Here is a 17,698-nt window from a genome sequence, read left to right on the forward strand (position 1 = left end):
TTGAATGTACTGGCCTCATCGCGAGCAGGCTCGCTCCCACAAAACCCTGTGGGTGAACTTCAAGAGGGTTGTGCGGCCAGCCAGGTCTCGTCACAGCACGCCTTGAGCGTTTCACGCAGCCAGCGATGGGCCGGGTCCTTGTCGAAACGCGGGTGCCAGGCCTGGGTCAGCATCAGGGTGGGCAAGGGAACCGGCAGGGTAAACGAACGCAGTTTCAAGCCCAGGCGTCGCACACTCAACAGCGCTTCCTTGGGTACCGGCAAAATCAGGTCGGAATCCGGCAGCGCAAACATCGCCGCGTGGAAACTCGGTGCAATCACCGCCACCCGCCGCTCCAGTCCAAGAGCATTGAGTGCGGTATCGATCGGCCCGCGAGCGATGCCGCGCCGGGACATGCTGATGTGGGAGAAACCGGCGAAGCGCTCGGCCGTGATCTCTTCGTCGAACAGCGGATGGTCCTCGCGCACCAGGCCGACGAAATGAGTGGAAAAAAGATTCTGCACCTTTACTTCCGGGGTCAACGGCCGGGTGTTGCTGATGCTCAGGTCGATGCGTCCTTCGCGCAGGGCTTCATCATCGCCATCGCCTTCAGGGACGAAGCGCAGTTCGCAATGGGGCGCCTGGCGGTCCAGGGTGTCGAACAGCTTGCCGCCGTAGACGCCGACGAAGAAGTCATTGGCCCGGATGCTGAACCGACGACGCAACGAACCCAACTCCACCGCATCGGCCGAGCGAAACAGCAACGCGGCCTGCTCCACGACGTCGCGCACTTGCTCGCGGAGTTGCAGCGCCTTGGGCGTCGGCACCAGGCCGCGGCCGGCGCGCACCAGGATCGGATCGCCCACGGCCTCGCGAATCCGCGTGAGCGTGCGGCTCATGGCCGCCGGGCTCAGGTTCATGCGCCGCGCGGCACCCACCACACTGCCTTCGTCAAGCAAGGCGTCGAGGGCGACCAAGAGGTTCATGTCTGGGAGTTGCATGCTGAGCACTCGTGTCTTGTGGTTGGTTGACTCAGACGCAATGCTAGCAAACATCCTTCAAATGATGTGTTGGCAGTCCGGCCCCATCGCGGGCAAGCCCGCTCCCACAGTGATCTCCGTTGGATGCAGACTTTGTGTTCGACACATAACCTTGTGGGAGCGGGCTTGCCCGCGATGGGGCCGGTTCAGACACTGCAACACTTACCGCTGCATCCCCCAGCGCTTGACGGTCACCCGCTCCAGCGTGTCAAACACCAGGTTCTCCACCAGCAACCCAATCAAGATCACCACCGCCAACCCGGCAAACACCTTGTCGGTGTACAGCTCATTNCGGTTCTGGAAGATGTACCNGCCNAGCAGTCCCCCTTTTTTTGGGATAAAGACGGGGGCCGCTTCGCGCCCCAGCGGGAGCAAGCTCCCTCGCCACAGGTCTAGCTTCCTACCGCTCGTGCAGTGCTTCGGCGCGGGCCCGGATAATCGGCTTCAGCAAATAGCTCAGCACGGTCTTCTTGCCAGTAATGATATCCACCGAAGCCACCATCCCCGGAATGATCAACAGCGGCTTTTCATCCGTCCCCAGGTGACTGCGATCCGTGCGCAGCTTGATCATGTAGTAAGTGGTTTTTTTGTCTTCATCGGTGATGGTATCGGCACCAATGCGTTCCAGCTTGGCCTTCAGGCCGCCNTAGATGGTGTAGTCATACGCCGTGAACTTCACCGTCGCTTCCTGGCCCGGATGCAGGAACGCGATGTCTTGCGGGCGAATCTTCGCTTCCACCAGCAAGGTGTCATCCAGCGGCACGATTTCCACCAGGTCGCTGCCCGGCTGGATCACGCCGCCAATGGTGTTCACCAGCAACTTGTTAACGATGCCGCGCACCGGCGAGGTCACCAGCGTCCGGCTGACCCGGTCTTCCAGCGCCTTGCCGGTAGCCTGGGCCTTGTTCAGTTCGGTGCGGGCTTCGTTGAGCTGGGTCAGCGCTTCACTGCGGAACTTGCCACGGGTTTCGTCGATCTTGCGCTGCACTTCCTTGATCGCCGATTCGGCGCGGGGAATCGCCAACGTCGTGGCGTCGAGCTGCCCACGGGTTTCGACCTCGGCCCGCTTGAGCCGCAACACCTCGACCGGCGACACCGCNCCCTGCGCCACCAGGGGCTCGGACATGTTGATTTCCTGGCGTTGCAGGGACAACTNATTGCGGTACTGCGACTGTTTGGAGGTGAATTCGCGCAGCTCTTGCTGACGCTGGATCAACTGCTCCTGCAAACCACCGATTTCATCGTGCAGTTGCTGACGACGGCTGATGTACAGCGACTCTTCGCTGGCAGCCTGACCGGGAACAGCCTTGAGCACATCAGCGGGGAAGTTCAGCGGACGGTCATCGACTTCGGCGCTCAAACGCTCCACGCGCAGCAGCATCGACAGTCGATCGGCTTCGGTCTCGCCCACGTTGGAGGCAAACCGCGTGTCGTCCAGGCGAATCAGCGGCGCGCCGGCATCGACAATCTGCCCTTCGGTGACGAACAGCTCGGAGACGATACCGCCCTCAAGGTTCTGGATTTTCTGGATTTTCGACGACGGAATCGCCTTGCCGTCGCCCTTGGTGACTTCGTCGATCACCGCGTAATTGGCCCAGAGCATCAGGAACACGAAGAAGCCGATGATCGCCCAGATCGTCAGCCGCACCACGCGCGGGGCGTCTTCGATGAGGGCTTTATTGACCTCGGGAAGTGGCTGGCCATGCAGCGACTCGGAGCCTTTGAAGTAACGGCGGATCGAATCCTTGAAACCCGACTTAAGCAACACTGATCTGCCCCTTCTTCAACGCTTCCATCACGGCGGCTTTCGGGCCATCGGCGAGTATTTGTCCACGGTCGATGACAATCAGGCGATCCACCAGCGACAACAGCGATGCCCGGTGCGTCACCAGCACCACGGTCTTGTTTTGCACCACCGCCGCGAGGCGTTGCTTNANGCGTTCTTCGCCGGTGTTGTCCATGGCGCTGGTCGGTTCGTCGAGCAGCAGAATCGGCGGGTTCAGCAACAACGCACGGGCCAGGGCCACGTTCTGGCGCTGACCGCCGGACAGGTTCTGCCCACGCTCGCCGACTTGCAGCTCATAGCCCTGGGGGTGCAGACGCGCGAATTCGTGCACGCCGGCCAGCTCCGCGGCTTGCAGGACCATTTCATCTTCTACATAACGCGCACCGGACACCAGGTTGTCACGCAGGGTGCCGGCCAGCAATTGGATATCTTGGGCGACGTAGCCGATGTTGTGGCGCAGTTCGCTCACATCGATCTGACGGATGTCGACACCGTCCACCAACAGCGCGCCGTCGTCCGGCTGATAGAGGCCCACCAGCAGCTTGGCCAGGGAGCTTTTACCTGAACCACTGCGGCCGATGATGCCGATTTTCTCGCCCGGCTTGATCACCAGGTTGATGTTTTTCAGCGCAGCGTTCTGTTGGTTCGGGTAGGTAAAGTTCAAGCCCCGACACTCGATGGCNCCTTGCAGTANGCGACGGCTCATCGGGCGCTCTTCGAAATTGCGCTCTTGGGGCAGCTCCATCATCTGGTCCACCGAGGTCATGGTGACCTTGGCTTGCTGGTAACGGGTCAGCAGGCCGGAGAGCGAGGCCAGAGGGCTCAAGGCGCGGCCGCTGAGCATGTAGCAGGCAATCAGGCCGCCCATGCTGAGGTTGCCGTCGATGATCTGGTACACGCCGAACACAATCATGATCACGCCAGCCAATTGCTGGATCAGCAAGGTGATGTTCATCGCCAGGCCGGAGAGCATTTTCACCCGCAGCTCGAGGCGGCTGAGCGTGCCGATGGTCTGTTCCCAGCCGTACTGGCGCTCGCTTTCGGCGTTGTTGACCTTGACCGCGTCCAGCCCGGCGAGGGTTTCGATCAGGCTCGACTGGCGCTCGGCGGCCAGGGCCATGGTTCGTTCCATGGTCGCCACCAACGGTTTTTGCAGGGCGTAGCCAATGCCCAGGGCAAGCGGGAACGCCAGCACCGGAATCCACACCAGGTGGCCGCCGAGGATAGCGATCACCAGGAAAATCAGCAGCGTGAACGGCAGGTCGATCAGGCTGGTGAGGGTCAGCGACGCGAGGAAATCGCGCAGGCTCTGAAACTCATGGATGTTCTGCGCAAAGCTGCCGACCCGCGCCGGGCGGTACTTCATGGACATGCCGACGATGCGCTCGAACAGCGTGGCCGAGATGATCAGGTCGGTCTTTTTACCGGCCAGGTCCAGGCACAGGCTGCGCAGGCTTTTGAGGATCAGGTCGAACAGGTAAGCGCCGCAGATGCCCACGGCCAGCACCCACAGGGTGGCAGTGGCCTGGTTCGGCACAACGCGGTCATACACATTCATCACAAACAGCGGCGCGGCCATGGCGATGATGTTGATCAGGAAGCTCGCAGCGATGGCGTCGGTGTAGAGCCAGCGCGAGCGCATGAGGGTGTCACGGAACCACGAACGCGCCCGGGGAATCAGGGAGCCGTGGTTGACGTCGAATTTGTGCTGAGGCTGGGCGAAGAACACTTTGCCAATGTAGTCGTCGGCCAGCAGTTCGCGACTGACAAGGCTTTCGCCACCATCGCTTTCGCTGATCAGCAGGCGGGCCTGGTCTTCACCGTGCCAGCCGAGCAGGACGGCGCTGCGACCGTCCTTGAGCAGCAACAGCGCCGGCATCGCAATCGCAGGGATCTGCTCCAGCTTGCGCACCAGCACCCGCCCTTGCAGACCGGCGCGAGCGGCGGCGCGGGGCAACAACTCAACGCTCAGACGCTGCTTGGGCAACGGCAGGCCGGTAGTCAGCATCGCGGCGCTGGCCGGTTTCTGATGCAGGGTGCAAAGGGCTAGCAGACCATCCAGTAACGGATCGTCGTGCAGCGCGCGTGGATCATGAATGAGTTGAACTCGACTGACTTCTGATTCCACGCTCGGCACTCTTGGCTAACAGTAAAAAGGGAAGACTCAATTCATCCCAGGCAGTTGGACTTTAGGCTTCACGTCGTTTTGCACGACGGAGGCCATCGGTGCGACCACTCCCTGGCTTTTGAGCAATTCGCCCATGGTCGCCTTGATTCGATATTGAGTAAATAACTGAATGTTCTTGATCTCTTCCAAGCGACGGGAAGCGGTGAACAATTCGTTCTCACTGTCGAGCAGGTCGAGCAAGGTGCGCTCGCCAAGGCTGAACTGCTTCTGGTACGCGGTGCGCACGCTGGTGCTGTGATCGACATATTGCTGGGCGATCGGCACTTGGGCATTGGCGTTGTTCAAGGCGTTCCAGGCCAGGCCCAGTTCTTCATTGAGTTGGCGCAAGGCGTTGTTGCGGATATCCAGTGCCTGGTTGGACAGGTAGGACTTGGATTCCAGATCTGCCTTGTTGCTGCCGCCGGCATACAGATTGAAGCGCATGCGCAACATCGCCTGCCATTCGTTGCTGTGACCGTTCTGACCGTCGAGATCGTTGTCGGCGGAGCGACCCAGCTCAGCATCGAAGCGCGGGTAGAAGGACGATTTCGCGGCGTCATACTGGCTCTCGGCGGCGGAGATGTCCGACTCGGCCGAACGCAGGATCGGGCTGTTNTCCAGCATCTGCGCCCGGGCTTCATTGAGGTTGGCCGGCAACAGCGCGAGGAAATCGGCAGGCCGCTCCAGTTGATCGGGCATCTGGCCCACGGCACTGAGGAAGTTGGTCTCGGNGTCGGCCAGGTTGGTCTGCTCGGTGATCAGGTTGTTGCGGGCCTGGGCCAGGCGCGCTTCGGCCTGGTCCTGGTCGGCGCCGTTGCCAACGCCGCGCTGGGTGCGCAATTTGATCTGGTCGTAGATGCGTTCGTGGTTGCGCAGGTTTTCTNCAGCCAGGCGCACGAACTCGCGGCGGGTCAGTACATCCAGATAAACCTGAGCCACGGTCAGCGCGGTACGTTCGGACGTGCCCAACAACGAATAAGCGCGGGAATTAACGGTGGCTTGTTGACGCCCCACTTCACTGGACGTCGCAAAACCGTCAAAGACCATTTGCGACAGACGCAAACTTGACTCACTACGGTTCAGGGTTTCCCAGTGGTTGTCGTTACCGGCAGCGCGGGTGGTGACACTGTCAGTGCCTTCACGACCATAACCGCCCAGCAGATCGACCCGTGGAAGGTATCCACCTTTTGCTGCCTTTAACTGATAATCCGCGGCCAATCGACTATTAACACCTGCCTGGATTTCCGGATGGACATCCAACGCTTGTTGCATGGCCTCCGGAAGTGACTGCGCCTGAACAAAACTGGCGGCAAGGGCGAAGGGTAAAGCCTTGAACAGGTGCAAACGCATGGTTGGAATTTCCCGGGATTACTTGTCTTGAATCACTGCAGAACGTGCCGCTGCATCGGATGATGACTATCGGAATGACCGTATGTCGGAAAGGTTGAATTTGGAACTGAGTCACACTCTGTGGAGCAGGTAGTTACCTAAATATCAATGTGACATTACGGGGGCGAGTGTTTAGGATGACAACACTAAGGTCAATAGTTTGGCATATAGTTTATAGCGAAATAATATAGCCAATTTGTTGACGATTTACCGCGTCAAAGTTGTGCCTCGAATATTTTGAAAGTACGTCCAGACTGATTTGGCGAACACGCCATCAGGTTCATGGAAGTCAACTGAACGTGACACCCGGAGAGTCTTCAATGAGCAGTGTTGTTGCCATCGTCAAAAGCATTGTCGGTCAGGTTTTCGCGGTGTCCCCAGAGGGCATTCGCCGCGTACTCGTTGAAGGCGACCGGTTGTTTGTCGGCGATCAGGTAGACACTGGCGCGGCGGGCGCCGTTACGCTTGAACTGGCTGACGGCCGGACCCTGGATCTGGGCCGCGACACTCAGTGGAGCGCCAGCGACCCGGATTCGAGCACCGACCTGTCAGAAGCCACTGCACAAGCCGCGCCATCGGTTGAAGAACTGCAACAAGCCATCGTTGCCGGTGCCGACCCGACCACTGAACTCGAAGCCACCGCAGCTGGCCCGACGGCTGCGGGCACGGGCGGTGCGGCAGGTGGCGGTCACAGCTTCGTGATGCTGGATGCAACCGCTGGCCGGGTCGACCCGACCATTGGTTTCCCGACGGCGGGGCTCAGCACTGCGGCACAGGCTGCACAACTCACCACCGGTGGCCAGACGGCTGACACCAGCGCCAACGTGCAGCGCGAGTCGACCTTGAGCCTGAGTGCCACGCCGAGCATCACCGAAGCAGGCGGCGTACTGGTTTACACCGCCACCGTGACCCAGGCGCCATCCAGCGACCTGAGCATCACCCTGTCCAATGGCGCGGTGATCACGATCAACGCCGGCCAGCTGACCGGCACCGTCAACGTACCGCTGGCACCGAACGACACTGTTTATAACGACTCGACCCAGATCAACGTGACCGTCACCGGCACCACGGGTGGCAACGGCATCACCGTCACTCCGCCGACGACCCCGGCCGTGACCCAGGTCACCGACACCGTCGACACCACCACGGTCACCTTGACCGCTGGCGCCAGCGTCACCGAAGGCGGCCAGATTACTTACACCGCCACCCTGACCAACCCGGCGCAGACACCGGTCACTATCACCCTGTCCAACGGTTCGACCATCACCATCGATGCGGGTAAAACCACTGGCAGCGTCGACGTATCGACTCCGGCCAACGATGTCTATAACAACGGCAGCACGGTCACTACCACCATTACCGGTGCCACCGGCGGCAATTTCGAGAACCTGGTGCCAGACCCGGCCCCGGCCGTCACCACGATTACTGATTCGATCGACACCACCACCGTCACGCTGACGGCGGGCAANACCGTGACCGAAGGCGGTCAGATCACCTACACCGCCACGCTGACCAACCCGGCGCAGACNCCGGTNACTGTCACCCTGTCCAACGGCTCGACCATCACCATCGAAGCCGGCAAAACCACGGGCTCCGTGAACGTCGACACCGCGGCCAACGACGTCTACAACAACGGTTCGACCGTCAGCACCACGATCACCGGTGCGACCGGCGGCAACTTCGAGAACCTGGTGCCGAGCACGACGCCTGCGGTCACCACGATTACTGACTCGGTCGACAACACCGACCTGAGCCTGACGGCGGGCAATACCGTGACCGAAGGCGGTCAGATCACCTACACCGCTACGTTGACCAACCCGGCGCAGACCCCAGTGACTGTCACCTTGAGCAATGGCTCGGTGATTACCATCAAGGCTGGCGAGTCGGTTGGCACNGTNGTGGTCGATACNGCGGACAATGACGTTTACAACAACGGCAGCACCGTCAGCACCACCATCACCGGGACCACCGGCGGCAATTTTGAGCAACTGACTCCGAGCACCGAGCCAGCGGTCACCACCGTTACCGACTCCGTCGACAACACCGACCTGAGCCTCAGCGCCACCGGGACCGTGGTCGAAGGCGGCCAGATCACTTACACCGCTACCCTGACCAACCCGGCCGGCACGCCGATGACCGTGACCTTGAGCAATGGCTCGGTCATTACCATCGAAGCGGGCAAGACCACCGGCAGCGTGACTGTCGATACAGCGGACAATGACGTTTACAACAACGGCAGCCCTACCGTCCTAGCCTACCACCTACTCCACCGGACCACCGGACGGTCAATTTACGAACAACTCGACTCCGACGCACCGAGCCGGCGCTGACCACCATTACCGACTCGAAGGACGACACCGGCCTGAGCCTGTCGGCGTCCACCGAAGTGGCCGAAGGTGGTCAGATTCTGTACACCGCGACCCTGACCAATCCGGCTGGCACGCCAGTCACCGTCACCCTTTCGAACCATCGAAGCGGGCAAGACCACCGGCAGCGTGACTGTCGATACAGCGGACAATGACGTTTACAACAACGGCAGCACCGTCAGCACCACCATCACCGGGACCACCGGCGGCAATTTCGAGCAGCTGACTCCGAGCACCGAGCCGGCGCTGACCACCATTACCGACTCGAAGGACGACACCGGCCTGAGCCTGTCGGCGTCCACCGAAGTGGCCGAAGGTGGTCAGATTCTGTACACCGCGACCCTGACCAATCCGGCTGGCACGCCAGTCACCGTCACCCTTTCGAACGGCGCGGTGATCACCATCGCGGCCGGCGCGACCAGCGGCTCCGTCTCCGTCAAAGCGCCTGCCGATGACGTCTACAAAGACGCCGGCAAAGTCGAAGCGACCATCCAGGACGCCAGCGGCGGCAACTTCGAGAACCTGGTACCGAGCACTGTTGCGGCAGTGACTGACGTGACCGACACCCTCGATACCTCGACCGTCAGCTTGACCGCGACGTCCACTGTGGCTGAAGGCGGCACTGTGGTTTACACCGCGTCCGTCACTGCGCCAGTGACCGGCTCGCCAGTTGTGGTGACCTTGTCCAACGGCCAGACCATCACCATTCCGGTTGGCGCAAGTTCGGGTAGCGTGAATTTTGTTGCACCAAACGATGCCNTGGCCGGTGGCGGCTCCCTGAGCGTGAAGATTGATGATGCCAAGGGCGGCAATTACGAAAAGCTGGACGTCGATGGCAAGTCGGCCAATACCTCGGTTACCGACTCGGCTGACACCACCACGCTTAGCCTGACAGCAACCGATTCGGTCGCTGAAGGCGGCTCGATCGTCTACACCGCGAACCTGACCAATGCCGCCGGCACGCCAGTCACCGTNACCCTTTCGAACGGCGCGGTGATCACCATCGCGGCCGGCGCGACGGTCGGCTCCGTGACCGTCAAGGCGCCAGCCGATGACGTCTACAAAGATGCCGGTAAAGTTGAAGCGACCATCAAGGACGCTTCTGGCGGAAATTTCGAAAACCTGGTTTCCAGCCCGGCGGCTGCGGTCACCAATGTGACTGACACCGTCGATACATCGACCGTCAGCCTGACCGCGACTTCCTCTGTCGCCGAAGGCGGCACCGTGGTTTACACCGCATCCGTGACCGCGCCAGTTACGGGTTCGCCAGTCGTCGTAACCCTTTCGAATGNCCAGACCATCACCATCCCGGTCGGCTCGAGCAGCGCCAGTGTGAACTTCACCGCGCCGAACGATGCCCTGGCGGGCGGCGGCTCGCTGAGCGTTAAAATCGACGGCACCACCGGCGGCAACTACGAAAACCTGGTGGCGAACCAAACCCCGGCGGTCACTTCGATAACCGATGTCAAAGACACCACCACCCTGAGCCTGAGCGCTTCGGATTCGGTGGCTGAAGGCGGCTCGATCGTCTACACGGCGAACCTGACACACGCGGCCGGCACGCCAGTCACCGTGAACCTGTCGAACGGCGCCGTAATCACCATCGCCGCGGGTGCGACCACCGGTTCCGTCACCGTCAAGGCGCCAGCCGATGACGTTTACAAAGACGCCGGCAAAGTTGAAGCGACGATCAAGGACGCCACTGGCGGCAACTTCGAAAACCTGGTGAAAGACCCGGCTGCGGCCGTGACTGATGTCACCGACACCATCAACACCTCGACCGTCAGCCTGACCGCCACACCTTCCGTGGCCGAAGGCGGCACCGTGGTGTACACCGCGTCCGTCTCTGCACCAGTGACCGGTTCGCCGGTGGTGGTGACCTTGTCCAACGGCCAGACCATCACCATTCCGGTTGGCGCAAGTTCGGGTAGCGTGAATTTTGTTGCACCAAACGATGCCCTCGCGGGCGGCAGCTCCTTGAGCGTCAAAATCGACGACGCCAAGGGCGGCAATTACGAGAAGCTGGATGTCGACGGTAAATCGGCGNACACCTCGGTTACCGACTCGGCTGACACCACCACGCTTAGCCTGACAGCAACCGACTCGGTGGCTGAAGGTGGCTCGATTGTTTACACGGCGAACCTGACACACGCGGCCGGCACGCCAGTCACCGTGAACCTGTCGAACGGCGCCGTAATCACCATCGCCGCCGGTGCCACCAGCGGCTCCGTGACCGTCAAGGCGCCAGCCGATGACGTCTACAAAGACGCTGGCAAAGTCGAAGCAACTATCAAGGACGCCACTGGCGGCAACTTCGAAAACCTGGTCAAGGACCCTTCGGCGGCGGTGACTGATGTCACCGACACCATCAACACCTCGACCGTCAGCTTGACCGCGACTTCGTCCGTGGCCGAAGGCGGCACTGTGGTGTACACCGCGTCCGTCNCTGCGCCAGTGACCGGCTCGCCAGTCGTCGTAACCCTTTCGAACGGCCAGACCATCACCATTCCAGTCGGTTCGAGCAGCGCCAGCGTGAACTTCGTTGCGCCGAACGATGCCCTCGCGGGCGGTGGTTCGCTGAGCGTCAAAATCGACGACGCCAAGGGCGGCAACTACGAGAAACTGGATGTCGATGGCAAGTCGGCCAATACCTCGGTTACCGACTCGGCTGACACCACCACGCTTAGCCTGACAGCAACCGATTCGGTCGCCGAAGGTGGCTCAATTGTTTACACCGCAAACCTGACCCATGCGGCCGGCACGCCGGTCACCGTGAACCTGTCGAACGGCGCCGTGATCACCATCGCGGCCGGCGCGACGGTCGGCTCCGTGACCGTCAAGGCGCCAGCTGACGACGTCTACAAAGACGCCGGCAAGGTCGAAGCAACCATCAAGGACGCCACTGGCGGCAACTTCGAAAACCTGGTCAAAGACCCAGCGGCAGCGGTAACTGATGTCACCGACACCATCAACACCTCGACCGTCAGCCTGACCGCGACTTCCTCTGTCGCCGAAGGCGGCACCGTGGTTTACACCGCGTCCGTCACTGCGCCAGTGACNGGTTCGCCGGTGGTGGTTGAGTTGTCCAACGGCCAGTTCATCACCATCCCGGTCGGCGCCAGTTCGGGTAGCGTGAATTTTGTTGCACCGAACGACGCCTTGGCGGGCGGCGGTTCGCTGAGCGTTAAAATCGACGGCACCACCGGCGGCAACTACGAAAANCTGGACGTCGATGGCAAGTCGGCCAATACCTCGGTTACCGACTCGGCTGACACCACCACGCTTAGCCTGACAGCAACCGACTCGGTCGCTGAAGGCGGCTCGATTGTTTATACCGCGAACCTGACCCATGCGGCCGGCACGCCAGTCACCGTGAACCTGTCGAACGGCGCCGTAATCACCATCGCCGCGGGTGCGACCACCGGTTCCGTCACCGTCAAGGCACCGGCCGATGACGTCTACAAAGACGCTGGCAAAGTCGAAGCAACTATCAAGGACGCCACTGGCGGCAACTTCGAAAACCTGGTCAAGGACCCGGCCGCAGCGGTGACCAGCGTCACCGACACCCTCGACACCTCGACCGTCACGCTGACCGCCACAAGCACCGTGGCTGAAGGCGGCACCGTGGTTTACACCGCCTCGGTCGGCGCACCTGTCACCGGCTCGCCTGTGGTCGTGACGCTGGCCAACGGTCAGAGCATCACCATTGCAGTCGGCGCCAGCAGTGGCACCGTCAACGCCGTGGTCTCGAACGATGTGCTGAGCGGCCACGCGCCGGTGAGTAATTCGATCACCAACGTCAGCGGTGGCAACTACGAAAATCTCGTCGCCGATAAAACCCCGGTCAGCACCAGCGTGACCGACACCGTCGACACCACCACCCTGTCGCTGACTGCCACCGGCAACGTCAACGAGGGCGGCTCGATCGTTTACACCGCGACCCTGACCAACCCGGCCGGCACTCCGGTCACCGTGACCCTGAGCAACGGTGCCGTGATCACCATTGCGGCCGGCAAAACCACTGGCACCGTGACCGTCGACGCGCCGAAAGACGACGTCTACAAAGACGCCGGCAAACTGGAAGTCACCATCAAGGACGCCGCTGGCGGCAATTTTGAGAACCTGGTCACCAGCCCGAATCCGGCCGTGACCAACGTCGCCGACACCACAAACACCACACAATTGACCCTCAGCGCAGACAAGTCTGTGCTCGAAGGTTCGCACATCACCTACACCGCGACCCTGACCAACGCCGCGCAAACCCCGGTGACCGTCAAGCTGAGCAACGGCGAGACCATCACCATCGCAGCCGGCAAGACCAGCGGTTCGGTCACCGTCGCAGCGCCAAGCGACGACGTCTACAAGGATGCCGGCAAGCTAACCGTCAAGATGACGGACGCCAGCGGTGGCAACTTCGAAAAACTCGACATCAGCAAGACGTCCGTGAGCACCACCGTCAAAGACACGGTGGACACGACGTCCCTGTCCCTGTCGGCCAGCCACACCGTGAGCGAAGGTGGCCAGATCACCTACACCGCCACCCTGAGCAACCCGACGGACACGGCGATGACCGTGAAGTTGAGCAACGGCGCAGTCATCAACATCGCCGCCGGCGCCACCACCGGTTCGGTGAACTTCGCTGCACCGGCCAACACGCCGTACATCGACGGCGGCAAAATCCAGACAACGATTGCCAGCCACAACGGCGGCAACTTCGAAAAAGTCGTCACCAACTCTTCCCCGGCGGTCACCACCGTCACCGATTCGACCGACACCACTGGCCTGAGCCTGAGCGCCACCGGTTCGGTCGCCGAGGGTGGTTCGATCGTCTACACCGCGACCCTGACCAATGCCGCTGGCACTGCAATGACCGTGACGTTGAGCAACGGCGCGGTCATCAACATCGCCAAGGGCGCCACCACCGGTTCGGTGAACTTCGCCGCCCCCAAGGATGACGTCTACAAAGACGCCGGCAAAGTCGACGCCAGCATCCAGGACGCCAGCGGCGGCAACTTCGAGAACCTGGTTTCCAGCCCGGCGGCTGCGGTCACCAATGTGACTGACACCGTCGATACATCGACCGTCAGCTTGACGGCCAACAGCAGCGTGGCCGAAGGCGGTACCGTGGTTTACACCGCGTCCGTTACCGCTCCGGTGACCGGCTCGCCGGTGGTTGTGACCTTGTCCAACGGCCAAACCATCACCATTCCGGTTGGCGCCAGCAGCGCCAGCGTGAACTTCATTGCGCCGAACGACGCCTTGGCGGGCGGTGGTTCGCTGAGCGTCAAAATCGATGACGCGAAGGGCGGCAACTACGAGAAGCTGGACGTCGACGGCAAGCCGGCAGACACCTCGATTACTGATTCCGCAGACACCACCACCGTCAGCCTGAGCGCTACCGACTCGGTTGCGGAAGGTGGCTCGATTGTCTACACCGCGACGTTGACCAATGCTGCCGGCACCCCGGTCACTGTGAACCTGTCGAACGGTGCCGTGATTACCATCGCGACCGGTGCGACTGTCGGCTCCGTGACGGTCAAGGCGCCTGCCGATGACGTCTACAAAGACGCCGGAAAAGTCGAAGCGACCATCAAGGATGCCAGCGGCGGCAACTTTGAAAACCTGGTCACCAGCCCGGCAGCAGCAGTTACTGAAGTGACTGACACGATCAATACGTCGACAGTCAGTCTGACGGCAACTTCCTCTGTCGCCGAAGGCGGCAACGTGGTCTACACCGCTTCCGTCACCGCGCCAGTCACCGGTTCGCCCGTCGTCGTAACCTTGTCCAATGGCGAAAAAATCACCATTGCCGTCGGCGAAAGCAACGCCTCGATCACCGTCAAAGCACCGAACGATGCTGTGGTCGGCCACGAGCCGCTGACCAACGCCATCAAGGAAGTCACGGGTGGCAATTACGAGAACCTGGTCGCCGACAAGACCCCGACCTCGACCGCCATCAGTGACACCCTGGACACCACCAAAGTGACCATGACCGCCAGCGACTACGTGGTCGAGGGCGGCACCATCACGTACACCGTCAACCTCAGCAATGCCGCCGGCACGGACATGACGGTCAAACTGAGCAACGGCGAGAGCGTCGTGATCAAGGCCGGCGACAAGTCGGGCTTCATCACCGTCCCGGCGCCGAGCGATGACGTCTACAAGGACGGCAGCAAAATCACCGTCGGCATCGCCAGCACTGACGGCGGCAACTTCGAAAAACTCGACGTCAGCAAGACCACGCACACCACCACCGTCAACGACACCGTGGATACCACCACGCTCAAGCTCAGTGCCGATGTGAGCACCGTCGGCGAAGGTGGTCAGATCACCTACACCGCCACGTTGAGCCATCCTGCCGACACGGCCATGACCGTGACCCTGAACAACGGTCTGGTGATCAACATCAAGGCCGGCGAGTCCAGCGGTTCGGCGCCGTACACCGTGCCGAATGACGTCTACACCGGCGCCACGCCGGTCCGGGCGGCGATTGCAGACAGCACGGGCGGCAACTTCGAAAAACTCGATACCGACCGCTCGGCCGTCGTCACCAAAGTGACCGACAGCGCGGACGCCACGACGTTGAGCTTGAGTGCTACTGATTCGGTGGCTGAAGGTGGCTCGATCGTCTACACCGCGAACCTGACCAATGCCGCCGGCACGCCAGTGACCGTCACCCTGAGCAACGGCGCCGTGATCACCATCGCTGCGGGTGCGACTACCGGTTCCGTGACCGTCAAGGCACCGGCTGACGACGTCTACAAAGACGCCGGCAAGGTCGAAGCGACGATCAAGGACGCCACTGGCGGCAACTTTGAGAACCTGGTGAAAGACCCGGCTGCGGCCGTGACCGATGTCACCGACACCATCAACACCTCGACCGTCAGCCTGACCGCCACACCTTCCGTGGCCGAAGGCGGCACTGTGGTGTACACCGCGTCCGTCTCTGCACCAGTGACCGGTTCGCCAGTCGTCGTGACCCTTTCCAACAACCAGACCATCACCATCCCGGTCGGCTCGAGCAGCGCCAGCGTGAATTACGTTGCGCCGAACGATGCCCTCGCGGGCGGTGGTTCGCTGAGCGTCAAAATCGACGACGCCAAGGGCGGCAACTACGAGAAACTGGATGTCGACGGCAAGTCGGCCGACACCTCGGTCACCGACTCGGCCGACAACACCACGCTTAGCCTGACAGCAACCGATTCGGTCGCTGAAGGCGGCTCGATCGTCTACACCGCGAACCTGACCAATGCCGCCGGCACGCCAGTGACCGTCACCCTGAGCAACGGCGCCGTGATCACCATCGCCGCGGGTGCGACCACCGGTTCCGTCACCGTCAAGGCACCGGCCGATGACGTCTACAAAGACGCCGGCAAAGTTGAAGCGACCATCAAGGACGCGACTGGCGGCAACTTCGAAAACCTGGTCAAGGACCCTTCGGCGGCGGTGACTGATGTCACCGACACCATCAACACCTCGACCGTCAGCTTGACCGCGACTTCGTCCGTGGCCGAAGGCGGCACTGTGGTGTACACCGCGTCCGTCNCTGCGCCAGTGACCGGTTCGCCAGTCGTCGTAACCCTTTCGAATGGCCAGACCATCACCATCCCGGTCGGATCGAGCAGTGCCAGCGTGAACTTCGTTGCACCGAACGATGCCCTGGCGGGCGGCGGCTCCTTGAGCGTCAAAATCGACGACGCCAAGGGCGGCAACTACGAGAAACTGGATGTCGACGGCAAGTCGGCCGACACCTCGGTAACTGATTCTGCGGACGCTACGACTCTGAGCCTCAGCGCGACGGATTCCGTGGCCGAAGGCGGCTCGATCGTCTACACCGCTAACCTGACCCACGCGGCCGGCACGCCGGTCACCGTCACCCTGAGCAACGGCGCCGTAATCACCATCGCCGCCGGTGCCACCAGCGGCTCCGTGACCGTCAAGGCACCGGCCGATGACGTCTACAAAGACGCCGGCAAAATCGAAGCGACCATTAAGGACGCGACTGGCGGCACCTTCGAAAACCTGGTCAAAGACCCGGCGGCTGCGATTACCGATGTGACCGACACCGTCGACACGTCGACGGTCAGCCTGACTGCGACTTCGTCCGTGGCAGAAGGCGGCACCGTGGTGTACACCGCGTCCGTCTCTGCACCAGTGACCGGTTCGCCAGTCGTCGTGACCCTTTCCAACAACCAGACCATCACCATCCCGGTCGGCTCGAGCAGCGCCAGTGTGAACTTCACCGCGCCGAACGATGCCCTGGCCGGTGGCGGCTCCCTGAGCGTGAAGATTGATGATGCCAAGGGCGGCAATTACGAAAAGCTGGACGTCGATGGCAAGTCGGCCAATACCTCGGTTACCGACTCGGCTGACACCACCACGCTTAGCCTGACAGCAACCGATTCGGTCGCTGAAGGCGGCTCAATCGTCTACACGGCGAACCTGACCCATGCGGCCGGCACGCCGGTGACCGTGACATTGAGCAACGGCGCAGTGATCACCATCGCCGCCAACGCCACCAGCGGCTCCGTGACCGTCAAGGCACCGGCCGACGACGTCTATAAAGACGCGGGCACGGTCCAGGCGACCATCAACAATGCCACCGGTGGTAATTTCGAGAACCTGGTCAAAAGCCCGGCGGCGGCCATCACCAGTGTCACCGACACTCTCGACCGGACCGAAGTCAGCATCACCGGCAGCACCTCGGTGACCGAAGGCCAGACCGCCAGTTACACCGTCAGCCTGACGAGCCCGGCGCAGACCGAAGTCACCCTGAAGATCACCTACAGCGGCACCGCTGCCGACGGTTCGGATTTCACCGGTGTGTACACCGTGAAAATTCCGGCGGGCGCCAGCACGGCGAATTTCAACGCTGCGACGCTGGACGACAGAATCACCGAAGGCACTGAAAACTTCGTGGTCAAGATCGACTCGGCCACCGGCGGCAACTTCGAGAACCTGGCGATCAGCG

At 61.6% G+C, this 17,698-nt stretch carries 4 protein-coding genes and 2 pseudogenes; 1 reads left to right on the forward strand and 5 read right to left on the reverse strand.

Translation table 11 applies throughout. The features are described from left to right. Window positions 1-59 precede the first annotated feature (59 nt). From B7L09_RS16515 to B7L09_RS16535, 5 genes and pseudogenes are all read right to left on the reverse strand, one after another. Window positions 60-980: a LysR family transcriptional regulator gene (locus tag B7L09_RS16515; protein ID WP_094469740.1), complete on the reverse strand. Its 921-nt coding sequence runs from the start codon at window positions 978-980 to the stop codon at window positions 60-62. Window positions 981-1,181: 201 nt separating this feature from the next. Further along, window positions 1,182-1,349 (reverse strand): annotated as a pseudogene (locus tag B7L09_RS16520) (ABC transporter permease); the annotation flags it as partial. 70 nt (window positions 1,350-1,419) lie between these two features. Further along, the gene (locus tag B7L09_RS16525; protein WP_094469741.1) at window positions 1,420-2,787 is read right to left on the reverse strand and encodes an HlyD family type I secretion periplasmic adaptor subunit; all 1,368 of its coding nucleotides are present in this window, start codon (window positions 2,785-2,787) and stop codon (window positions 1,420-1,422) included. Continuing rightward, a complete protein-coding gene (locus tag B7L09_RS16530) occupies window positions 2,777-4,933 on the reverse strand; it encodes a type I secretion system permease/ATPase (RefSeq protein WP_094469742.1) in 2,157 nt (718 codons plus the stop codon). The genes B7L09_RS16525 and B7L09_RS16530 overlap by 11 nt, the downstream gene beginning before the upstream one ends. Window positions 4,934-4,969: 36 nt before the next feature. Next, window positions 4,970-6,322, reverse strand: a complete 1,353-nt coding sequence (locus tag B7L09_RS16535) for a TolC family outer membrane protein (RefSeq protein WP_094469743.1) — start codon at window positions 6,320-6,322, stop codon at window positions 4,970-4,972. Between the two features lie 359 nt (window positions 6,323-6,681). Between B7L09_RS16535 and B7L09_RS32870 the strand changes: the two are divergent. Then, window positions 6,682-17,698, forward strand: a pseudogene (locus B7L09_RS32870) (retention module-containing protein); the annotation flags it as partial.

Origin of the sequence: Pseudomonas mandelii (genome assembly GCF_002251635.1) — a bacterium.
Lineage (GTDB): Bacteria > Pseudomonadota > Gammaproteobacteria > Pseudomonadales > Pseudomonadaceae > Aquipseudomonas > Aquipseudomonas mandelii_B.

Coding starts and splice junctions, on each gene's coding strand:
- B7L09_RS16515 (WP_094469740.1), bottom strand. CDS start 980: ATGCAACTCCCAGACATGAACCTCTTGGTCGCCCTCGACGCCTTGCTT.